Origin of the sequence: Streptomyces sp. AcH 505, assembly GCF_000818175.1 — a bacterium.
Lineage (GTDB): Bacteria > Actinomycetota > Actinomycetes > Streptomycetales > Streptomycetaceae > Streptomyces.
In genome coordinates this window covers 1,400,710-1,422,014 of sequence record NZ_JTIY01000001.1, presented here as the reverse complement: position 1 = coordinate 1,422,014, position 21,305 = coordinate 1,400,710, and the positions used below count along the sequence as shown (strand labels likewise).

Annotated in this window: 18 protein-coding genes; 4 read left to right on the top strand and 14 right to left on the bottom strand. The window is 69.9% G+C overall.

What is annotated here, in order from left to right:
- The first annotated feature begins 204 nt into the window (after positions 1-204).
- Positions 205-1,527, top strand: a complete 1,323-nt coding sequence (locus HY68_RS06490; protein ID WP_041995313.1) for an ATP-binding protein — start codon at positions 205-207, stop codon at positions 1,525-1,527.
- A gap of 44 nt (positions 1,528-1,571) precedes the next feature.
- A complete protein-coding gene (locus HY68_RS06485) occupies positions 1,572-2,273 on the top strand; it encodes a response regulator transcription factor (RefSeq protein ID WP_041985494.1) in 702 nt (233 codons plus the stop codon).
- Positions 2,274-2,316: 43 nt separating this feature from the next.
- Here the strand turns inward: HY68_RS06485 and HY68_RS06480 are convergent, their stop codons facing one another.
- The 3 genes from HY68_RS06480 to HY68_RS06470 all read right to left on the bottom strand — a co-directional run bounded on the left by HY68_RS06480 (position 2,317) and on the right by HY68_RS06470 (position 5,367).
- Positions 2,317-2,721, bottom strand: a complete 405-nt coding sequence (locus HY68_RS06480) for a hypothetical protein (RefSeq protein ID WP_052457030.1) — start codon at positions 2,719-2,721, stop codon at positions 2,317-2,319.
- Positions 2,722-2,823: 102 nt separating this feature from the next.
- The gene (locus HY68_RS06475; RefSeq protein ID WP_078863894.1) at positions 2,824-3,900 is read right to left on the bottom strand and encodes a C40 family peptidase; all 1,077 of its coding nucleotides are present in this window, start codon (positions 3,898-3,900) and stop codon (positions 2,824-2,826) included.
- A 282-nt stretch (positions 3,901-4,182) separates the two neighbouring features.
- Positions 4,183-5,367 carry a C40 family peptidase gene (locus HY68_RS06470; RefSeq protein ID WP_041985489.1) on the bottom strand — a complete coding sequence of 395 codons (1,185 nt, stop codon included), beginning with the start codon at positions 5,365-5,367 and terminating at the stop codon, positions 4,183-4,185.
- A 237-nt stretch (positions 5,368-5,604) separates the two neighbouring features.
- Here HY68_RS06470 and HY68_RS06465 point away from each other — a divergent pair, with 237 nt between their 5' ends.
- A complete protein-coding gene (locus tag HY68_RS06465; RefSeq protein ID WP_041985485.1) occupies positions 5,605-8,163 on the top strand; it encodes an ATP-dependent DNA helicase in 2,559 nt (852 codons plus the stop codon).
- 36 nt (positions 8,164-8,199) lie between these two features.
- On the opposite strand, the gene HY68_RS06460 is transcribed toward HY68_RS06465, so the two are convergent.
- Entirely contained in the window at positions 8,200-9,780 is a 1,581-nt protein-coding gene (locus HY68_RS06460; RefSeq protein WP_041985481.1) for a M23 family metallopeptidase, read from the bottom strand.
- Between the two features lie 233 nt (positions 9,781-10,013).
- Positions 10,014-10,817 carry an alpha/beta fold hydrolase gene (locus tag HY68_RS06455; protein ID WP_041985478.1) on the bottom strand — a complete coding sequence of 268 codons (804 nt, stop codon included), beginning with the start codon at positions 10,815-10,817 and terminating at the stop codon, positions 10,014-10,016.
- Between the two features lie 197 nt (positions 10,818-11,014).
- On the opposite strand from HY68_RS06455, the gene HY68_RS06450 reads away from it, so the two are divergent.
- Complete coding sequence (locus HY68_RS06450; RefSeq protein WP_041985474.1) at positions 11,015-11,428, top strand: cobalamin B12-binding domain-containing protein; 414 nt, start codon at positions 11,015-11,017, stop codon at positions 11,426-11,428.
- 71 nt (positions 11,429-11,499) lie between these two features.
- On the opposite strand, the gene HY68_RS06445 is transcribed toward HY68_RS06450, so the two are convergent.
- The 9 genes from HY68_RS06445 to HY68_RS06405 form a co-directional block, all read right to left on the bottom strand.
- The gene (locus tag HY68_RS06445; RefSeq protein WP_041985471.1) at positions 11,500-12,171 is read right to left on the bottom strand and encodes a hypothetical protein; all 672 of its coding nucleotides are present in this window, start codon (positions 12,169-12,171) and stop codon (positions 11,500-11,502) included.
- A 26-nt stretch (positions 12,172-12,197) separates the two neighbouring features.
- Positions 12,198-12,590 carry a hypothetical protein gene (locus HY68_RS06440; protein WP_157874289.1) on the bottom strand — a complete coding sequence of 131 codons (393 nt, stop codon included), beginning with the start codon at positions 12,588-12,590 and terminating at the stop codon, positions 12,198-12,200.
- A 5-nt stretch (positions 12,591-12,595) separates the two neighbouring features.
- On the bottom strand, positions 12,596-14,917 hold the full coding sequence (locus HY68_RS06435; RefSeq protein WP_041985465.1) for a glycoside hydrolase domain-containing protein: 2,322 nt from the start codon (positions 14,915-14,917) through the stop codon (positions 12,596-12,598).
- A gap of 95 nt (positions 14,918-15,012) precedes the next feature.
- Positions 15,013-16,227 carry an ABC transporter permease gene (locus tag HY68_RS06430; RefSeq protein ID WP_041985461.1) on the bottom strand — a complete coding sequence of 405 codons (1,215 nt, stop codon included), beginning with the start codon at positions 16,225-16,227 and terminating at the stop codon, positions 15,013-15,015.
- 8 nt (positions 16,228-16,235) lie between these two features.
- Entirely contained in the window at positions 16,236-16,994 is a 759-nt protein-coding gene (locus HY68_RS06425; RefSeq protein ID WP_041985457.1) for an ABC transporter ATP-binding protein, read from the bottom strand.
- Positions 16,991-18,310: a peptidoglycan-binding protein gene (locus tag HY68_RS06420; protein WP_052457029.1), complete on the bottom strand. Its 1,320-nt coding sequence runs from the start codon at positions 18,308-18,310 to the stop codon at positions 16,991-16,993. The genes HY68_RS06425 and HY68_RS06420 overlap by 4 nt, the downstream gene beginning before the upstream one ends.
- A complete protein-coding gene (locus HY68_RS06415; protein ID WP_241778487.1) occupies positions 18,307-19,197 on the bottom strand; it encodes a hypothetical protein in 891 nt (296 codons plus the stop codon). Before HY68_RS06415 ends, HY68_RS06420 begins: the two co-directional genes overlap by 4 nt.
- A gap of 117 nt (positions 19,198-19,314) precedes the next feature.
- On the bottom strand, positions 19,315-19,785 hold the full coding sequence (locus HY68_RS06410; protein ID WP_041985449.1) for a hypothetical protein: 471 nt from the start codon (positions 19,783-19,785) through the stop codon (positions 19,315-19,317).
- A gap of 256 nt (positions 19,786-20,041) precedes the next feature.
- A partial coding sequence (locus HY68_RS06405; protein ID WP_241778486.1) for a DUF5691 domain-containing protein occupies positions 20,042-21,305 on the bottom strand: 1,264 nt, incomplete at its 5' end.

Genomic DNA, 21,305 nt, shown 5'->3' with positions numbered 1-21,305 from the left:
CGGCGGGGGAGCCGGTTCGGCGACCGGGTGGGCGGGCGGCGGAGTCATACGTCCATGGTGACGGCCCGCGGGGCGTGGCCGTACCGGAAGGGACCCTGGACGATCCCTGATTTTGACCACGAGCGGGCCGCCGGGGGCATCAGGGTCGGCTCAGGGGCGCGACCCTGATGCCCCGGGGCGGCCGTCCGTGTGACCATCAGTGGCATGCCAGCCGCCACGTCCGCCGCCGGAGCGACCTCTGCCCGTGGTTCCGCCCGTGGCTCCGCGCGCCCCTCGGCGCCCGAGGAGCCGCCGCAGCGCAAGCTCTACCGCAGCGCCGACGGCCGGCTGCTCGGCGGCGTCGCCCGCGGACTCGCCGGCCATCTCGGACTGCCGGTCGTCTGGGTCCGGCTGGTCTTCCTCGGCCTCTTCTTCGCCCAGGGCCTGGGCGCGCTGCTCTACGCGGTGTTCTGGATCGTCGTCCCGCTGGGCGTCGGCGGCACGGCGGCGCAGCCGCGCTCGGTCTTCGAGACGGGGCCCGACGGCAAACGCCGGCTGCGCAAGCCCGACAAGGGGCAGATCTTCGCCCTGATCGCGCTCGTCATCGGCGCCGGCATCTTCATCGGCAACGTCAATCTCGGCCGTGGTCACGCGGGCCGGTACATCTGGCCGGTGCTGCTGATCGCGGTGGGCGTGGTCCTGGTCTGGCGGCAGGCCGACAACGCGCGGCGGGCCCGCTGGGGCGAGATCGGCCGCCGCCGCCGGGTGCTGCAACTGGCGCGCGGTCTCGCGGGGGTGGCCCTCGTCGGGCTCGGGCTGACTGTCTTCGTGGTGGTACGCGGCTCGGCGGCACAGTTCGGCAACGTCCTGACGGCGGCCATCGCCATCCTCGCCGGGGTGGGGCTGCTGGTCGGGCCCTGGCTGGTCCGGATGACCCAGGACCTGTCGGAGGAGCGGCTGATGCGCATCCGCGCACAGGAGCGCGCCGAAGTCGCCGCGCACGTCCACGACTCGGTGCTGCACACCCTCACCCTGATCCAGCGCAACGCGGACGACGGGGGCGAGGTCCGCAGGCTCGCCCGCGCCCAGGAGCGTGAGCTGCGCGCCTGGTTGTACAAACCGGAGGGCACGGGCAAGGACGAGGAGGACGAACCGACCACGCTCGCCGACGCGGTGAAGAAGACGGCGGCCGAGGTCGAGGACTACCACGGCGTACCGATCGAGGTCGTCGTCGTCGGCGACTGCCCGCTCGACGACAAGCTGGCCGCGCAGCTCCAGGCCGCGCGCGAGGCGATGGTCAACGCGGCCAAGTACGGTGGCGAGGGGGGCGCGGTGCAGGTGTACGCGGAGGTCGAGGGCCGGACGGTCTTCATCTCCGTACGGGACCGCGGACCCGGGTTCGACCTGGACGCCGTACCCGACGACCGGATGGGAGTCCGCGAGTCGATCATCGGCCGGATGCAGCGCAACGGCGGTACGGCCAGGCTGCGCGCGGTGCCGGACGGCGGCACCGAGGTCGAGCTGGAGATGGAACGGGCAGACGAATGAGCAGCCGGGCGACACGACCTGCGGACGATCGAGGGGCACACACCATGAGCAGCGAGGACGTACAGGCCGAGAGCACGGGGGACGGCCGCAGGGTACGGGTCGTGCTCGTCGACGACCACCGGATGTTCCGCACGGGCGTCCAGGCCGAGATCGGCCGTACGGAGGAGACGGGCGTCGAGGTCGTCGGCGAGGCGGCCGACGTGGACCAGGCGGTCACCGTCATCACGGCGACCCGCCCCGAGGTGGTCCTGCTCGACGTCCACCTCCCGGGCGGCGGCGGCGTCGAGGTACTGCGCCGCTGCGCCCCGTTCATGGCGGCGTCCGAGCACCAGGTCCGCTTCCTGGCCCTGTCGGTCTCGGACGCGGCCGAGGACGTCATCGGCGTGATCAGGGGCGGCGCCCGCGGCTACGTCACCAAGACGATCACCGGCACCGACCTGGTCGACTCGATCTTCCGTGTCCAGGACGGCGACGCGGTCTTCTCCCCCCGCCTGGCCGGCTTCGTCCTGGACGCCTTCGCCTCGACGGACGCACCCCCGGTGGACGAGGACCTGGACCGCCTGACCCAACGCGAACGCGAGGTCCTGCGCCTGATCGCGCGCGGCTACGCGTACAAGGAGATCGCGAAGCAGCTCTTCATCTCGGTGAAGACGGTCGAGTCGCACGTCTCGGCGGTCCTCCGCAAACTCCAGCTCTCCAACCGCCACGAACTAACCCGCTGGGCAACAGCCCGCCGCCTGGTCTGACCGGTCCCGGTCCGAGCGGTCCCGGTCCGAGCGGTCCCCGCGCTCAGTGTCGCGCGGGCTGCTGCGCGCAGTGCCAGGTTGTTGCTCTTGTGTGGCCCTGGGGGTCGCGTAGGACTCCTCTGATGCATTCGCCCGGGAGGGTGGCCAGGGTGCCGGTCAGTTCTGCCCGGCCGTGTTGGGTGCGTTCGGTGCCGAACCAGTCGGCGAAGGCCGTCAGGCGGTGGTCCTTGCGCTGGTAGCCCAGCTGGACCTCGGTGGCCGGGTGGCCGGGGCGTTGGGTGTAGCGGGTGGTGAAGGTGCCCTTCGCGCCGATCGGGCCCTCGATGCACAGGCGGCCTTCGGGGGTGTCGTCGCAGCCCGCCGGGGGTGGGCCTACCGGGGCCAGTACGAAGAACGCGGCCGCGACCAGGGCCAGCCCCGTCGCGCCGGCGGTGCTGCTTCGTCTCACGGCTCTCACGGCTGTCCCTTCGCGGGCCTGCGGGTGTGCTGCCCGCCCATCGTGGCCCGGGGGACGGCCGAGGGCATCCCGGCATCAGCCGAACGAGAGGCCTCAGGCCGGGCGGGTCGCGCCCGCGAAGGGCATCTGGTCGATCGGGGCCACCCGGACCGGGGTGCCGGGGCGCGGGGCGTGGATCATCTGGCCGTTGCCGATGTAGAGCCCGACATGACTGACCCCGGAGTAGAAGAAGACCAGGTCACCGGGGGCCAGCTCGGAGCGGGACACCCGGCGGCCCGCGTTGATCTGGGTGTACGTCGTGCGCGGCAGCGAGACACCGGCTGCGCGCCAGGCCGCCTGGGTCAGTCCCGAGCAGTCGAAGGAATTGGGGCCCGTCGCGCCCCACACGTACGGCTTGCCGAGCGCCCCGTACGCGAAGGCGACGGCGGCGGCCGCGCGGGACGTCGGCGCCTGCGTCCGGGCCGGGGCCTGGGACGAGGAGCGGGACATCGAGCGGCTGGCGCGGGTCGTGAGGGTGGCCGGGGCGGCGGCGCCGGACGCCTGGGTGTACGCCGCCCGCTGCGGCTCGCTCAGCCGCGCCAGCAGTTGCCGCGCCTCGTCCAGCTTCGTCTGGATGGTGGTCTTCCGGTCCGCCAGTTCCTTCTGCCGGGCCTTCAGGTCCGCGAGGTCGCCGTCGGCCTGGTTCCGCAGCCGGCCGATCGCGGCGAGTTCCCCGCGGACCCTGCTGAGCGTGTTCGCCTGGCGCGAGCCCACGCGCTCGGCGAGTGACGCGCTGTCCAGGTAGTCGTCGGGCTTCGACGACAGCGCGAGCTGTACGGCGGGGTCGAGGCCGCCCGAGCGGTACTGCGCCGTCGCCATCGAACCCAGCGCGTTGCGTGAGGTGTTGAGCCGTTCCGTCCTGCGGGTCGCCTGGTCGCGCAGCGACGAGAGCGAACGGCGGGCAGAGTCGGCCTTCACCTTCGCCCCGTTGTACTTCTCGGTGGCGGCCTCCGCCTCCTCGTACAGCTTGTCGACCTTGGCCTTGACCTGGGCCGGCGAGAGCTGTGGCTCCGCGTGCGCCGCTCCGCCCGAGGCCGTCGCCGTCGCCGCTCCCGCGAGGGCGAGGGTGGCGGCGGTACGGCGGGCCGGTCCTGTGAACGGGCGGTGCTTGCGTTTCCGGTGCGCTGCCACGGGGGCGTCCACTTCCTTACGTCATATGTCCGTTGCAAGGAGGACGCTAGGGCGCAAGGTCACGAAGAGGCATCGACAAGCCAGGTATTGGCGCGAGATGAAAGTACAAAGCTGTTTTCTGACCGGATGGCCGACGGCAAGATCATCGCTTCCGCTCCGGACCCGACCGATACGCCGAGGACGCGGCGCCGGAGCGCGAAGTGGTGATACAGACGGCGGTTGGTGGGTCAGGTGACCCGGGGTGGGTCAGGGCGGCCGGGGTGGTCAGGTGACCGGGGTGGGTCAGGCGGGGCGCACGCTGCCGTAGATCGGCATGTAGTAGATCGACTCCTCGCGGACGTTCGCACCCGGCTTCGGCGCGTGGATCATCATGCCGTCGCCGATGTAGATGCCGACGTGGCTGATGTCGTCGTAGAAGAAGACCAGGTCGCCGGGGAGCAGATCGTCCGTCGCGACGCGCGTGCCCACGTTCACCTGGTCGTACGTCGTACGGGGCAGCTCGACGCCGGCCGCCCGCCAGGCGGCCTGGGTCAGCCCCGAGCAGTCGTACGAGCTGGGGCCCGTCGCGCCCCACACGTACGGCTTGCCGATCTGTGAGCGGGCGAAGGCGAGCACCTTGGCGGCCTTGGCGGCGTAACCGGTGGTGGCACCGCCGCTCGAACCGGCCGAGGAGCCGGTGGAGCCCGTGCCGGAGCCGGTGCCCGACCCGGTGGCGGCGGGCTTCTTCGCGGCCTTCGCCGCCTCCGCCCTCGCGCGCGCCTCCGCCTTCGCCTTGGCCTCGGCCTTGCGGCGCGCCTCGTCCTCCTTCTTGCGCTCCAGCGCGGCGAGCCGCGCCTTCTCCTCCTTGGTCAGCTTCGACAGCAGCGTGCGCGCGGCGCCGAGCTTCTGCTGGACCTGCACCTTGCTGGTGCGCAGCGAGGTCTGCGACGCGGTCAGCGTCGCGAGCTGCTTCGTCGCCTCGGCGCGCTTCTCGGCCGCGGCTGTCTGCTGGTCCTGGAAGTCGGAGACGGCCGCCTGCTGGCGGTCGGTCACCCGGGACATCAGCTGGCTCTGCTCGAAGAACTGCTGGGGGCTGTCGGAGAACATCAGCGCCGCCGTGCCCGAGACCGCGCCCTCGCGGTACTGGGCCGTCGCGAACATCCCCAGCGCGCGGCGGGCCTCGTTGACCTTGTCGGCGCGTGCGGCGACCTGGTCCAGCACCTGGTCGACGGTCTTGCGCTGCTTGTCCGTCGACTCCTTCGCCTTGTTGTACTGCTCGGTGGCGGAACCGGCCTGCCGGTAAAGGTCGTCGACCTTCTTCTGCACCTCTTCGACGGACGGCTTCGGGTCGCGTGGTGCCGCGTACGCGCTCTGCGAGGAGAGCAGGGTGACCGAGGCGATGGCCGCGGTGGTGAGCCCGACGGCGGGCGAACCCGCGCGAATTCCGGTGCGGCTGCGCGTTTTGCGATGCGACGACAAGGCCGGCATCTCCTTCCGTGAACCGCCCGCCGGGGCATGAGCCGTCCGGCCGGCGTGGCTCGCCTCATGAGGGGACGGGCTGCCTGATCGAGCACGCTAGCCAACCGTGGACACTCTGTGAAGGTTGATGTGCGATATGCCCGATACATTTTCGTGACCTTTGACGTGAAGTGCGTCTCGTCACACTCCGTGGTTGAGTGAAGGCGGGCGTGGGGTGTCAGTGCGGGAGCCTAGACTCTGGAGGCGATGAGCAGCCTCTTTGACGACAGCTTCCTGGCGGACCTCCAGCCCTCCGGCGACGAGCCTCCGCCGCCGCCCGAGGACACCGCGCCCGAGCAGGTGCCCGACGACCTATTCGAGGGGGCGTTCCACGTGCCCGCGGCCAGGGATGCGTACCACCGCGACGGCGCTCCGCGCACCGTCGTGGATCCCGCCGCGCTGCTCGACGGGCTCAACGAGGAGCAGCGCGCCGCCGTCGTGCACACCGGATCGCCGCTGCTCATCGTCGCGGGGGCCGGGTCCGGCAAGACCCGGGTGCTGACCCACCGGATCGCCCATCTGCTGGGCACCCGCAGTGTGCACCCCGGCGAGATACTGGCCATCACCTTCACCAACAAGGCCGCCGGCGAGATGAAGGAGCGGGTCGAACAGCTCGTCGGACCGCGCGCCGCCGCCATGTGGGTGATGACGTTCCACAGCGCCTGCGTACGGATCCTGCGGCGCGAGTCGAAGCGGCTCGGCTTCACGTCCTCGTTCTCGATCTACGACGCGGCGGACTCCAAGCGGCTGATGGCCCTGGTCTGCCGCGATCTGGACCTGGACCCCAAGCGGCACCCGCCGAAGTCGTTCAGCGCCAAGGTCTCGAACCTGAAGAACGAGCTGATCGACGAGGAGACGTTCGCAGGACAGGCCACGGACGGCTTCGAGAAGACGCTCGCCGAGGCGTACCGGATGTACCAGTCCCGGCTGCGCGAGGCCAACGCCCTCGACTTCGACGACATCATCATGACCGCCGTCCATCTCCTCCAGGCGTTCCCGGACGTCGCCGAGCACTACCGGCGCCGCTTCCGGCACGTCCTCGTCGACGAGTACCAGGACACCAACCACGCCCAGTACACCCTCGTCAGGGAGCTGGTCGGCCCGTCGGGCGAGGGGCACGACCCGGGGGAGCTGTGCGTCGTCGGTGACGCGGACCAGTCGATCTACGCGTTCCGGGGTGCCACGATCCGTAACATCCTCCAGTTCGAGGAGGACTACCCCGACGCGACGACGATCCTGCTGGAGCAGAACTACCGCTCCACCCAGACCATCCTCAGCGCGGCCAACGCGGTCATCGAGCGCAACGAGAGCCGCCGCCCGAAGAATCTGTGGACCAACGCGGGCGCCGGCGCCCAGATCACCGGCTATGTCGCCGACACCGAGCACGACGAGGCGCAGTTCGTCGCCGAGGAGATCGACCGGCTGACCGACGCGGGCGACGTCAAGGCGGGCGATGTCGCGATCTTCTACCGGACGAACGCGCAGTCGCGTGTCTTCGAGGAGATCTTCATCAGGGTCGGCCTGCCCTACAAGGTCGTCGGCGGTGTGCGGTTCTACGAGCGCAAGGAGGTCCGCGACGTGCTGGCCTATCTGCGTGTCCTGGCCAACCCGGAGGACAGCGTCCCGCTGCGCCGCATCCTGAACGTGCCCAAGCGCGGCATCGGCGACCGCGCCGAGGCGATGATCGACGGGCTCGCGCAGCGCGAGAAGATCACCTTCCCGCAGGCACTGCGCCGGGTGGACGAGGCGTACGGGATGGCGGCGCGCTCGGCCAACGCCGTCAAGCGGTTCAACACGCTGATGGAGGAGCTGCGCACGGTCGTCGAGTCGGGCGCGGGGCCCGCGACGGTCCTGGAAGCCGTGCTCGAACGGACCGGCTATCTCGCCGAGTTGCAGGCGTCGACCGACCCGCAGGACGAGACCCGGATCGAGAACTTGCAGGAACTGGCCGCCGTGGCGCTGGAGTTCGAGCAGGCCAGGCAGCAGGCGGCGGGTGACGACGGAGCGGCGGACGCCCCGGACACTCCGGCGGCGGACCCGGCCGCTCCGGCGGCGGACCCGGCAACTCCCGCGGCGGACCCGGCTGCTCCGGCCCCGGCTCCCGCCACCCCCGGCACGCTCGCCGAGTTCCTCGAACAGGTCGCGCTCGTCGCCGACTCGGACCAGATCCCCGACGAGGACGAGGACGGCTCAGGGGTCATCACGCTGATGACGCTGCACACCGCCAAGGGCCTCGAATTCCCCGTCGTGTTCCTGACCGGCATGGAGGACGGCGTCTTCCCGCACATGCGCGCCCTCGGCCAGGTGAAGGAGCTGGAGGAGGAGCGCCGTCTCGCGTACGTCGGCATCACCCGCGCCCGCGAGCGGCTGTATCTGACCCGCTCGGCGATGCGCAGTGCCTGGGGGCAGCCGGCGTACAACCCGCCGTCGCGGTTCCTTGAGGAGATTCCGGGCGCGCATCTGGACTGGAAGCGCACCGGCGCGCAGATCCCGGCGGGCCCCACCTCGGGGATCACGTCGTCGCTGTCGTCCACCTCGGCTCGGTCCCGCTCGGGCGGCGGCCCGTCCGGCTTCGCGACCCGGCGCGCGACCGACAAGCCGGTGATCCAGCTGGCGGTGGGCGACCGGGTGACACACGACCAGTTCGGTCTCGGTACCGTCGTGACGGTCACGGGACAGGGCGCGGACGCGCAGGCGACGATCGACTTCGGGGACACGAAGCCGAAGCGGCTGCTGCTGCGGTACGCACCGGTCCAGAAGCTGTAGGGCGGCGGCCCGGAGCCGCAGGGCTGCGGGCCGCTCTTACTCGGGGTTGATCCCGTGGCTGCGCAGCCACGGGATGGGGTCGATCGCCGCGCCGCCGCCCGGCCGCACCTCGAAGTGCATGTGCGGGCCGGTGGAGTTGCCGGAGTTGCCGGAGTACGCGATGACGTCACCGGCCTTGACCGAACCCGAGCGGATCTTGGTGCTGCTCAGATGGCAGTACCAGGTCTCCGTCCCGTCCGGCGAGGTCACGATGGCCATGTTGCCGTAGGCGCTGTTGTACTGCGTGCGCACGGTGCCGTCGGTCGCCGCCATCACCGTCGTGCCGTACGAGACGGGGAAGTCGATGCCGGTGTGCACGGACATCCAGTTGACGCCGGCCTGGCCGAAGTAGGCGCTGAGCCCGTGCTGTTCGACGGGGAGGACGTACTTGGGCCGCAGCGCCTCCTTGCGCGCCGCCTCCTCCTCACGTTTCTTCTTCTCCGCCTCCTGCCGCTCCTTCAGGTCGATGCGCTCCTGGGTGCGGCTGGCGCGGTCCCCGAAGTCCCGGGCGTCGGCGCTGAGCGCGGCGAGCTGGGTGTCGACCTTGTTGTTGGCGGCGACGGGGTGCACCGAGGCGGGGTCGGCCGCGGCCTGTGAGGTCCGGTCGTCCTGGGTCTCGTCGCCGCCGCTGATCCCGCCGACGGAGGCGGCCGCGATACCGGCGACGCCCATCACGCAGGCGGAGGGGACGGCGATGGTGAGGAGCGCGGAGCGCTTGCTGGGCGTACGGCGCCGGCCACGGCTGCCGCCGCCCGAACCGACCCGGCGGACCGGGATCTCGGGGCGCGGCGCGAGGTCGAGGTCCGGCTCGTCGCCGGGGTCGAAACCGTGCTCCGGCTCGGGCTCGTACGCTTCGGATCCGTGCGCCGCGGGCTCGTGTGCGGCGGGTTCGTGTGCGGCGGGTTCGTACGGGTCGGGCTCGTGCGCCACGGGCTCGTACGGGTCGGCGGCGTACTGCTCCGGTTCGTAGTGTTCCGGTTCGTACTGCTCCACCGGCTGCGGCTGTTCCGTGTGCGGCTGTTCCTGGTGGTGCTGTTCCTGGTGGTGCTGCTCGGGCGCCCGCTCGTGCTCGTACGGCTCAGCCGCGTACTGCTCCGTCAGCTGCGTCGCGTTCCACGCGGTGGCGTCGTAGGCGCCGGTGTCGAAGGTGGGAGTGCCCCACTGCCCTGTCGTGTCGTAGCCGTACGGCGCGGTCTGCACCTGCGTCTGCTGTACGGGAGCCTGCTGGACAGGCGTCTGCTGTACCTGCGTCGCGCCGTCGGGCTGGTTCCAGGCGCTCGCGTCCCACTGGCCGCTGGTGTCGTACTGCGGCTGCGCGTAGCCCGTGGCGTAGGCGGTGGTGGCGTACGCGTCGTAGCCCGCCGTCTGCTGCGCCCCGGTGGTCCACTGCGTGCTGTCGTACTGGCCGGTTCCGTACTGGTCGGTGCCGTACTGATCGGTTCCGTACTGGCCGGTGTCGTAGGCGATGCCGGTCTCGTAGCCACCGGGCAGGGAGCCGAAGAGCGGGTCGGTGTCGAAACTGCCAGTGGTGTCGCCGCCGTATGGGGCGTACCCGGCGTGGGTGTGCTGGTCGGTCACCAACTTCTCTCTCGCCTCGGCAGCAGAACCAGGGCCTCTCGGAAGCCGTCCTTGGAGGGAGGGCCCCGGGAGGGGAAAGCAGTGGCCGCGACTGTACCCGGCGGTATACGACGGCGACAATCTTCGGCGGGTTCTGGGCCCTGCGGAAAGGGGCATTCGGCCGTCTTTCGGGGGACTGCGGGCACAGCTTTGGCCCTATGTTCGAAACGTGTTCGAGCGTATTGACGTCTCGCTCAGGCCACGGAGACCGCTCCGTCGACCCCGGCGGCGCTCCGCTCGGACCCGAGGACGCGTCGGATTCCGGCCGCGACCGCCGGATGGACGGGCAGGGCGAGATGGCCCACGCCGGTCACCCGCACGTTCTCGGTGTCGAGGTCCGGGTGGTCGATCCTGGCCGTCCCCACGGGGGTCATCAGCGGGTCCAGATCGCTCCAGAAGCTCACGAACCGGGTGCGGCAGCCGGGCGCGGGGAGCCGTAGCTCCTTCATGACGGCCGAGCCGGGCCGCATCTGCCGCACGATGGGGTGCGCGCTGGCGATCGGGACGACGGACGTGCCCTCGTGCGGCGTGCCCAGCGTGACCAGGGTCCTGATCCGCTCGTCGCCGTCCAGCCGCTGGACGTAGTAGCGGGCGATCAGGCCGCCCAGGCTGTGCCCGATGACATCGACCCGCCGGTGCCCCGTACGGGCGCAGATCTCCTCGATGCGCTCGCCGAGGGTGGCGGCCGCGGTCGGGATGTCGCAGGTCAGCGGGGAGTAATTGATGAATTCCAGATGCCGCCAGCCGTGCCGGGACAGGGAGCGCCGCAGCAGGACGAAGACGGAGCGGTTGTCCACGAACCCGTGCACCATCAGGACCGGCGGGTGCGCGCGGCCCTCCGTGGGGAGTTTCGTCGTGTCGGCCGGCAGATCGGCGTCCCGGCGCTCCTGGGTGAAGCCGGTCGGGTAGAGGAGCAGGTGGCCCGTGAGAATCGCCAGGTCCAGGGCGGTGGCCTGCAGCCACATCAGCGGTGGCCATTGGAAGGGCGGAATCCTCATGGTCACCTCCGAACGGCGCTGCCGAGTCGTGCGCTAACGCCATAAAGCGAACATGTCCTCTATGTGATTTCCCCCTCCCGGCCTCCGCGAAACAGCAGGTTGCGGGATGCTGTGGATAACGTTCGTTCACATCTTCGTACCATCACCGGTTCGAAGACCCGTGCCAGTGACAGCGCAGTCGGTATGTGGAGGCAGTGATGGGTGTGTCCGGTCCGATCCGAGTGGTGGTGGCCAAGCCCGGTCTCGACGGCCACGATCGTGGGGCCAAGGTGATCGCGCGTGCGCTGCGGGACGCCGGGATGGAGGTCATCTACACGGGTCTCCACCAGACGCCCGAGCAGATCGTGGACACCGCGATCCAGGAGGACGCCGACGCGATCGGTCTGTCCATCCTGTCCGGTGCGCACAACACGCTCTTCTCGAAGGTCATCGAGCTGCTGAAGGAGCGGGAGGCCGAGGACATCAAGGTCTTCGGCGGCGGCATCATCCCCGAGGCGGACATCCCGCCGCTGAAGGAGCTGGGCGTGGCGGAGATCTTCACGCCGGGGGCGACGACGACGTCGATCGTCGACTGGGTCAACGCGAACGTCCGCCAGCCGGCCGGCGCGTAAACCCGGCCAGGGGGACGTACGGGTCTCCGCCGCCGACAGCGGAGACCCGTACGTCCGTCCCGTCGCTCGGGCTACGCCTTCACGCCCGCCCCCAGGCCCGGTGTCTGGTTCCAGCCGCGCACCTTGTCGGCCAGCTTCACCAGCGCGCCGCCGCCGGAACGTGCCGCTGCGTTCGGGGGAATGTCGATGTAGAACAGCGCCTCGTAGGGGACGTCGTCGTCGCCGCCCCAGCGGACCAGGCCGCCGCAGTCGTCCAGGATGTCCCGCACGACGCTCCGCTGCGGCTGCGTCAGCCCGCCCCTGGCGCCCTTCACATAGGAACCGGGACGGATGGTGACCGCGGTCCCGGAGGCCTGGTTCGCCTCCGGATGACCGGCGTCGAGGCCGGTGAGAGGCCGCCAGCCGACGACCTCCCCTGCGCGCAGGGTCTCTATCTCGTAGTGCCAGCGCCGGACGACGTGCACCAGGACGGTTTCCACCATGCCGAGGCGGGTGGCGACGGTGAATCCGGCGCCGGAGACCGGCCGCGACCACACCCCCTGGTCGGTGTTGGCCGAGTCGGCCACCAGCCACCCGTTCGGGGTCGCCGGGTGCTTACGCGGTTCCTGGGTCCGCTGCCCCTCGTTCTCCGCCGCGGCGGCGGGAACCAGGAGCCCTCCGGACGCCGACACCAAGGCGGCGCCCGCTCCGATCCCGGCGAGTCTCATGAGCATCGCGCGCCGAGGCATGGCCTGTTGCGTCATGTCTGAATCCGTTTCCTTCAGTCAGGTCAGTGGAGGAGCTTGAATGCGATTACCGCAAGCAGGTACGGAACGGGGATGACGAGCGCGGCGGCAGTCCACTGCCGCCATCGCCGTCCCCTGTTGGCCGGGAGCAGGACATCCACCAGGAGCACCACCAGCAGACCCAGCCCGCCGACGAGGACCACGCCGACCCTGGCCCATCCGGCGCCTTCGACCATGCTGGAATCGCCACAGGTGTTGAGCCCGTAGCCCGAGTTGTCGAACGCGCACGCGCGGTACGTGGTGAGGAGCAGCCACGCCGAATGGAGCGGGAGCACGGCGGGTACGCCGAGCAGCAGGTTGACCCAGACCGGCGCCAGACGGCGCCACCGGGGCTGCCGGGGCTGCCGCGTCAGTTCACTGCTCTCCTGCTCCATCACGGTCCTCACTTCAGACGGAGGTTCGTACCCTTGGACAGGTACGTGCGGAACACCTTGTTGTACTTGTCCTCGAATATCCGGTAGAGCCCCATGCGGAGCTTGGCCTGCTGCGCCGCCTCCGCCGTGTTGCCCTGGTAGTACTTCAGGATCAGTTCGGTGTCGGTCTCGCTCGTCGTCAGTCCGGGGCGGGCCATACCGTTCTCGGACGCGTGCAGGATGTGCATGTAGGGCACGGTCGAGATGTTGTACGACTGGTTGTAGTGCAGCTTCTCCCACACGGTCCAGATGTCCGCGTCCTTGGTGGGATCGAGCTTCGCCTCGTCGAGCAGCCCCAGGTCGACCGCGTGGTTGCGCGCGGTGATCGCCCTGTTCCCGAAGATCTGTCCCACTCCGGTGGAGCAGTCGTTGAACGGCGTGAGCTTGTTCAGGAACTGGGTCGCCCAGTCCGGCAGCGAACCGTCGTTGTAGTACTCCCAGACGCAGGCGTCCGAGAATTCGTCGTTGGCCTTCGGCACGGCCAGGTCCCCGATGCTGGTGACGTTGAAGTGCCGCAACTCCCAGATGGCGGAGGTCTGGATGAGTGCCTTGCGCATCTTCAGCATCCGGGCGAGCGACGTGAACAGGTCGTCCCAGGACAGCATGAACTCGACGCAGAAGCTGGTGGTGTACTTGGTCTTGCCGAGCGAGGGCCAGCTGTCGGGCGGGCCGGACTCGGGAATGCCGATGGACTTCAGGTATGTCTGGACGTCCGTCACGAGCTGATCGGTCCACGACATTTCGAACGGGACGTCGAGGTCGGTGTTGGGCGGCGGCGTGTCGAAGGTCCGCTGTCCGGTCTCACGGCCGGAAGCGATGTCGTTGTCGATCTCGATCAGTCCCGTCCCGGAACCGACGTTGACGGTCTTGATCTGGTCGATCGCCCAGTTCTCCGGCATCGGGAACCCGAGGTTCCCCGAGTAGCCGGCGGACATGTTGGAGACGAAACTCGCGCCGGCCAGGCCCGCGTCCGACACCCGCGAACAGGCGTTGCGCGTGGCGTAGATGCCGACCGTGTAGTGGTTGCCGGCCGCCGCGATCCCCTCCTGGATCCCCTGGAAATGCGGGATCAGGTTCGCGGTGATCTCGTCGTCGGTGTTGTCGTAGTCGATCGCGAAGTAGATGCGGGTGTTCTTCTTGAAGCCATGGCCCAGGGCTGCCTCGGTGGCGGCGATGGCGTCCGAAGTGCCTTGGTAGCGGCCGAAGTAGGAGGAGCTGTCACCGAACGTCTGGTAGATCGGGAAGCAGCTCAGTCCTGCGGCGGCCATGGTGGCCAGTTCGCCGGGCTTGATCACCTTGTCCAGGCTGGTGCCCGGCACGTTCACCAGATAGCGTCCGCCGACCCGGTACCCCGCGTCGTAGAGGCTCTTGGCCCGAGCCGCCGTGACCTCGTCGGCGCAGTCGAAGGCGGTGCCCTTACGGGTGTCGTCGCCGTACGAGACCAGCAGTGACGCCCAGGTCTCGAAATCCGCCGTCCCGTTGACGCTCAGCTTCAGGAAGCTCTGGAAGGTGGAAACCGCGCTGGCCAGGGACGAGGTGAAGCTGCTGGTGAAGTCCACACCGGCGCGGCGGTTGAAGACCATGGCCGCCGAGAACAGCTGCACCCACGGCCCTGCCGAACCGGTCGACAGCGGGTGCGCCTTGATGCCCGACTTCGTGCCGGGCCCGAACACACCGTTGGCGGTCCCGTCCGCCATGCCCAGCTCGTACTGGATCGCGTAGATCATGGCCGTCTGGACGTCGCGTGAGAAGTGCCCGTCGCAGGGGACGATGCCGTAGTCGGCCCGCTGCGCGTAGCGGGAGTTCATCCACTGCTCGATGGATCTGATGGTGTCGGTGCCGCCCGAGATGGTCGTGTAGGCGTCCATGTTGAGGAGGCTCTTGAACACCTTCGGTTCCAGCGAGCTGCCCGGGTAGGGGACGCTGACTCCCATGTTCGACTTCAGCTTGACGATCCCGGCCTTGACGCGGTCGTTGTACGTCCCGTCGATCTCGCCGCCGTCGTAGCCCTTGCAGTACATCGCCGACTGAATGATGCGGGTGAAGTTCGCGGACAGCGCCGTCCCCTCGTTGACCGAGGGGCACTTGGTCTTCAGCGCGGCCATGGTGGCCGGTCCGAACGAGTTGGACAGCGAGGAGATCCCCAACTCGTACTGGAGAGCGCGGGTGAGTGAGTACATGACGGTCCAACTGGTCTGGCCGTTCTCGGCCAGCGGCGGGACGCCGAGGACGTTGTTGGGATAGGTGAGGTTGATGAACCGCTGTGCGCGGAGCACCATTTCGTCAGCCACGGGCTGGGTCCCTTCGTTTTCATTCTGTTCAGGTGGACGGTTTCAGCTGGAAGGTGCGGCGGTGCGAGGGTGGTTCGGCGGTGCCTCGGTGGCCTTCAGCGGCGAAGGGCTTCGGCAGGGGTGATCCGGGAAGCGCGCCAGGCCGGATACAGACCGGCCAGCAGCCCGGTCGCGAGTCCGAGGGCCGGGGCTGCGGCGAGGGTCGTCGGATCGACGACGGGGGTCCATTGACGGAACGCGGAGACGGAGACGACGGTCGCCGTTCCGGCGGAGGTGCCCACCAGGCCACCGATGAGCCCCAACGCCGCCGACTCGGCGAGGAATTGGAGAGTGATGTGGCGGCCACGCGCGCCGAGCGCCCGCCTGAGCCCGATCTCTCCGGTGCGCTCCATGACGGCGACGAGTGTGGTGTTGGCGATACCGACGGCCCCGATCACCAGACAGACGGCCGCCAGAACGAGGAACAGCTGGCTCAGGTCGCCGCTCACCGCGGTGCGCAGCGTCTTGGGGTCGGGCGGCGGGACGGCGTTGAAGTACTCGGGATGTTCCGGGCGCAGGGCCACAGCCGCTTCGTGGGCGACCTGCGGGGCGGCGCCGAGTTCCGTGGAGATCAGCATCTGGGCCCGGGTGTCCGTCGGGGGTCCCCAGATGAGTTCCGCGGTGGCACGGGGGACCACGACGGACATCAGCAGCTCCGGCTTGCGCTGTACGTCGTCCACGATGCCGATCACCGAGAACGGCACGTCCCCGATGAAGATCGCCGGCTGGGTGCGCAGTGTCGTGATGCCCAGCCGCGCGGCGGTGGCCTTGCCCAGGACGGCGACCTGCTGACGCCGCGCTTCGTGGAACGCGTCGAAGGAACGGCCCTGTGCGAAACGGGGGTTGGCCGCGGCCAGCACGCCGGGGGAGGCGGCGATGACCTGGGTCTGGGCGTCGGCGCCGTTGGAGATGCCGAGCGGGGCGGACCGGACGGGGTCCTGCCGGCCGAGCCGGACCCGCCAGTACACACCGGCGGCAGTGACCCCGTTGAGCCGGTCGATGCGCGCGTCGGCGTTCCGGGGGAAGGCCAGGGGCACCCGCGCCGCGTCCTTTCCGCCGGTGTCCTCGACACTGACCTCGGTCGCGGTGAGCTTGTTGAAACGGGTGTCGATCTGCGAAGCCGCGGTCCCGGTGAGCCCGAGCACCGCGATGAACGCTCCTACGCCCAGCACGGTGCCCAGCGCGGTCAGGACGGAGCGGGCCGGCCGCTGGAGGATGCCGGCGACCGCCTCGATGAGCAGATCCCCGGGCGCGAGCCGGGAGCGGCCCATGCCCCTCCTCACGCGATCCCCCGATGAGCGACCTGCTCGCCCGGGACCTGCTCGGCCCTGACCTGTTCGGCCGGGACCTGCTCCGACAGCTCCCCGTCGTGCAGGGTCACCGTGCGCTGGCCCTGGGCCGCGACCTGGGCGTCGTGCGTGATGACGACGATCGTCATGCCGTCCCGGTGGAGGCCGTGCAGGAGATCCAGCACCGAGGCGGCCGTCCGCGAGTCGAGGTTGCCGGTCGGCTCGTCGCACAGCAGGAGCGAAGGATCGGCCACGAGCGCACGGGCGATGGCCACCCGCTGCCGCTCACCGCCGGAGAGCTGGGTGGGGAGTGACTGAAGACGGTGCCCGATACCGACCCGGCGCAGCACCGCCGCCGCCCGTTCGCGCCGTTCACGGCGGGGCCGGCGCTGGTAGACCATGGCGAGCTCGACGTTCTCCTGGGCGCTGCGATGGGGCAGAAGATGGAAGGACTGGAAGACGAAACCGATGCGCTCGCTCCTGAGCGCGGCGCGATTCGCCTCACCCACGGAGCCGGTGTCGATCCCGTCCAGGACGTACGTGCCCCGGGTGGGTGCGTCGAGAAGCCCGACGATGTTCAGCAGGGACGACTTGCCGGATCCTGAAGGACCCACCACGGTGACGAACTCGCCCTGGTCGATCCGCAGGTCACACGGGTGAAGAGCGGTGACGGCCGGCGGCCCGGGATAGGTGAGGCCGACCCCGCTGAACGCGATGACAGGTGCGCCTGCCCGGTCCGCCCCGGTCATGACTGTCCTGCGGTGGCCGGTGTCCGAACGCCCACCACGACCAGGTCGCCCTCGGTGATCCGGGCCGGCTTCTCCGGAGTGATCTGCACATAGCCGTCGCCGGTCATGCCGACCCGGACGGCGACCCGGTGTTCCCGACCGCCGGTCCGTACCGTCACGCCGGTCAGCCCGTCGGCGCCGGCCGAGATCGCCGAGGTCGGTACGGCCAGCACCTTGTCGCGCGACGACGCGGCGACGATCGTCAGCCGGACATCCGCACCGTTGAGGTCGGCGGGGAGCTTCTTGGCCGACTTGATCCGCAGGGCGTACGTCTCGCCGTGCTGCCCCTCGTCCCCGTCCTGGGCCTTGGTGGGGGAGTCGGCAACCGAGACGACTGTGCCTGCGGCCTGCTCTCCCGTCACCTCGGAGAGGACCTGGACACGTTGGCCGGGGCGGACCAGGCCCTTCTCGTACGACGCGACGGTGCCGTTGACGACAAGGGCCCCCGAGGTGACCGACAGCAGAGTGCCCGACGCGTCGTCCCCGACCTTGGCCGTCACCGTGTCCGCACGCGCCGAGGCCGAGCTGACGAACGCCACCTCTGCCAGGGGCACGACGGACACGGGCGTGGTCGTTCCCTGACCGACGCCTGCGCCTGTGCCTGGGGCTGTGCCTCCGTCCGCGCCGGGGCCCGCCTCCGCGTCGGCTCCTGCTTCCGCGTCGGCCGTGGTTCGAGGCGCGGACGCCTGCGGGACCTCCGACAGGGCCGGCGCGTAGCCGATCGCACGGTAGAAGCGGGTCACGGCCTGTCCGGTCCCAGGACCGAACACACCCGGGACGTCCCCGCCCGACGGGTAGCCGACGCCGGCCAGCGCACGCTGCAGCTGAGAGACGTCCTCTCCCGTCATCCCGGGCATCAGGTCGCGGTACGCCGGGACGGCGCCCTGGAGGAGCACGACCGGACGGCCGGAGATCTCCACCAGCACCTGCCCGGCCCTGAGTTCCTGGCCGGGCCTGACCTTCACCTTCGTGACGACGGTGCGGCCCACGTCCTTGCCCGCACCGACCGCCGTGATGTCCACCCGCTGCGAGGCGGTCACCTTGCCACGGGTCACCACGGACTGCGCGAGCACCTTGCGCACCACCGGCGCCGTCAGGACATCGGGGCGCGGAGCGAGCGTCTCGGCGGCGGCCTGAGCGGGAGATTTGACGAAGGTCGCCGCGCCGGCACCGGCGCCGGTGCACACCAGGCACCCGACGACCACGGCCAGCAGGACGCGTCGCCGCCGGACGAGTCCGCGCGTCGCCGGCGGGTCCGCCGCGGCGTGACGTGTCACCGTGTCCCCGCCACCACGCCGGCCGCCTTCTTCACGGCGGCGTCAAGGGCACCGGACTCCTGCTCCAGCTGTTCGGCCTTGTCCTCGATGGCCGTGCTCTGCAGCTCCGTCTCGGCGTCGAACCAGACCTTCGCGACGTTCGTCCTGTCGCGGCAGCCGATGTCGGCGGTGGCTGTCGCGATTTCCTGAGGCGTGACTTCCGGCGAGGCGAAGAGCGGGTCGTCGCTCGCGTCGAGCGGGGCCGCGTAGCTGTACCCCTTTTCCTTCATGCACGACGACCACGCGGCGAAGGCCTTCACCACGCGGCTGTCGGACTTGGACTGGATGAAGGTCTGCGAACTGATCCGCTGAGCGGTATTCGTCTGTGTCGCCTGCGTGTCGATTCGACGGTCCGCCTGTCCTACGCAGCCCCCCTCGGGAACCTTGATCCCGTTGACCGTCCTGGGGCCGGTTCCGTCCAGCACCTGGGAGTCCGCTCCGCCGGTCGTCCCGTCGACGGCGCCGTCGTTCATCGCCTCGTCGTAAGCGGCCTGATCAGCCGCGGCCGGCTTGTAGCCCCGCTCCTTCGACAACGCCATGTCGTGGATCCCGTAGCGCCAGTCGACGAAGGTCTTCCCGCCGATCCTGGGCAGGTCGGGGGACGGGGTCCAGGAGAATCCAAAAGTCTTCATGCAGTCGCCGACGAGCTGCTTCTTTGCCTGCAGGATCTGTGACCTGGCGCTGTCGGACGGCAGATAGCCCTGAATGGGAAGCGTCCAGGTCGCCGGGTCCTTCGCGTCGAAGGGGACGGACGGCGCCGGAGGGGTCCTGATGGACTTCGCGGTGGTCGCGGACGTCGATCCGGAACAGCCCGTCGCCACACACACGGACAATGCGGAAAGCATCATCGGAAAGATGCTTCTGGACACAACGCTTTTCATCGTTCTACCTATTTCTGGCAAGGGAATGGAGCAGCCGGCCCGGCCCCTGCCGAGAAACAGGGGCCGAGCTGTTCCCGTCGAGGGTCAGAGGGTCTGCCAGGCGAACGAGGCGTTCTCGTTGTACGTACCGGAGAGCTTGCTCCATCCGGTGCCGGGGGAAATCCAGTCGGAATTCCCCTTGTAGCCCGAGTTGAAGTACACGACCGAGTAATAAGTGGAGTGTTTGTTCTTCGCGGACGCCGCGTTGTTCTTGATGCCCTGAAGGTTCCCGCTGCCGCCGTGGCAGAAGTTGAGGGGCTGGGTGCCGCCCTGAGGTGCGCCCCCGATGCGCTCGTCGGCGAAATCCCAGACGCTGTAGCCGATGTTGCGGTACGCGCCGCCGTAGTTCGAGTTGTAGTAGATGGCGAACTTGAAGGTCGACGCAGCCTGGGTCTTCGAGCAGGCTTCCGGGCTCATCTGGTTCTCCTCGCCCGTGCTGGCCTGGGCGGGAGTGACGGCCGACATTCCGATACCCGCGACTGCGGCGGCGACCGCCAGGGCCTTCTTCAGATTCATGACTCTCCTCATTGCGTAGCATTGAGGGGAAGATCGGACATGACTGTCCCACTGTCCGCCGTCAGAACTGAATCTAAGCATGCCCGTGGAATGGGCTACTCGAATGTGGTCGCAATCGAGTACATCCCCCATTCCGCCTGCACGCCTGCAAAGCGGACAGTTCGGTGCACCGATGAAACATCCTCCCCCGGTGCGCACCGAAAGGTCATTAGATCATTACGTCTTCTCCATGAGGAAGAGATTTTTGCTCAAGCCGTTAATTGGAGGAATCCGATTCCGTTTGTTCCGCCAGCTCCGTCAGCATGTCGGCGCGCAGCCGCAGGGTCGCCACCAAGCGGCGGAACGCCTCCGACCAGTAGCCGCCCGCTCCGGGGGAGGCGCCTTCCGGCTCGTCCGGTATCGCGGTGAGGAGTTCGAGCCTGGCCGCCTCCGCCGGGTCCAGGCACCGCTCGGCCAGGCCCATCACGCCGCTGAAGCTCCACGGGTAGCTTCCGGCGTCCCTGGCGATGTCGAGGGCGTCCACGACGGCCCGGCCCAGCGGCTCGGACCACGGCACCGCGCAGACCCCCAGCAGCTGGAACGCCTCCGACAGGCCATGGGCGGCGATGAACGCCGCCACCCAGTCCGCGCGTTCGCCGGCCGGCAGCGCGGCGAGGAGTTTGGCCCGCTCGGCGATGGACGAGGCGCCGGGGCCCGCAGCCGGGGACACGGCGGGCGGGCCCAGCAGCACCGCCGACCACGCGGCGTCCTGCTGGCGCACCGCGGCCCTGCACCACGCCGCGTGCAGCTCGTCGGCCCAGTCGTCGAGGACGGGCAGCGCGACTATCTCCGCGGGTGTCCGGCCGCCGAGCCGGTCCGGCCAGGTCGCCAGCGGGGCGGCCTCCACCAGCTGGCCCAGCCACCAGGACCGCTCGCCCCTGCCCGCGGGCGGCACCGGCGTGACACCGTCGCGCTGCATGTCGGCGTCGCATTCGTGCGGCGCCTCGACCACCACGGCAGGACCGCCGCCCGGACCGCCGGCGGCGCGGTCCAGGCTGACGCAGGTGGCGGCGCGCGTCGCCATGCGCAGGGCGAGCGCCGACCCCGGCAGGGCGGACAGCAGCTCGGCCGCCGTGGAGCGGACGTTACGGCTCCGGTCGGCCAGCGCCTGTTCCAGGAACGGCTCGTCGGCCGCCGACAGGCCCGTGCGCAGCGAGTCGAGGAACATCAGCCGGTCCTCGGCGCGTTCGGCCGACCAGGTCGAGGCCAGCAGCTCGGGGGCCGCACGCGCGTCCCTGGCCCGTACGGCGCCGAGCAGCGCGACCCGCTCCGCGAACAGGCCCTCGTCCCAGAGCCTGCCGACCGCTTCGGCGTCCGCCAGGTCGGGCAGCGCCGAACCGCCCGAGGCGCCGCGCAGGGCGAACTTCCAGTCCGGGTTGAGCCTGGCCAGCCACAGCCCGCGCGGTCCCGCGAAGGCCAGCGCCTGCGGGCGCAGGTCGGTGCGGCCACGCGCCGCGTCGAGCAGCGCGGGCAGCGCGGCG

Coding starts and splice junctions, on each gene's coding strand:
- HY68_RS06490 (WP_041995313.1), top strand. CDS start 205: ATGCCAGCCGCCACGTCCGCCGCCGGAGCGACCTCTGCCCGTGGTTCC.
- HY68_RS06485 (WP_041985494.1), top strand. CDS start 1,572: ATGAGCAGCGAGGACGTACAGGCCGAGAGCACGGGGGACGGCCGCAGG.
- HY68_RS06470 (WP_041985489.1), bottom strand. CDS start 5,367: ATGCCGGCCTTGTCGTCGCATCGCAAAACGCGCAGCCGCACCGGAATT.
- HY68_RS06465 (WP_041985485.1), top strand. CDS start 5,605: ATGAGCAGCCTCTTTGACGACAGCTTCCTGGCGGACCTCCAGCCCTCC.
- HY68_RS06455 (WP_041985478.1), bottom strand. CDS start 10,817: ATGAGGATTCCGCCCTTCCAATGGCCACCGCTGATGTGGCTGCAGGCC.
- HY68_RS06450 (WP_041985474.1), top strand. CDS start 11,015: ATGGGTGTGTCCGGTCCGATCCGAGTGGTGGTGGCCAAGCCCGGTCTC.
- HY68_RS06445 (WP_041985471.1), bottom strand. CDS start 12,171: ATGACGCAACAGGCCATGCCTCGGCGCGCGATGCTCATGAGACTCGCC.
- HY68_RS06430 (WP_041985461.1), bottom strand. CDS start 16,227: ATGGGCCGCTCCCGGCTCGCGCCCGGGGATCTGCTCATCGAGGCGGTC.
- HY68_RS06425 (WP_041985457.1), bottom strand. CDS start 16,994: ATGACCGGGGCGGACCGGGCAGGCGCACCTGTCATCGCGTTCAGCGGG.
- HY68_RS06415 (WP_241778487.1), bottom strand. CDS start 19,197: ATGATGCTTTCCGCATTGTCCGTGTGTGTGGCGACGGGCTGTTCCGGA.
- HY68_RS06410 (WP_041985449.1), bottom strand. CDS start 19,785: ATGAATCTGAAGAAGGCCCTGGCGGTCGCCGCCGCAGTCGCGGGTATC.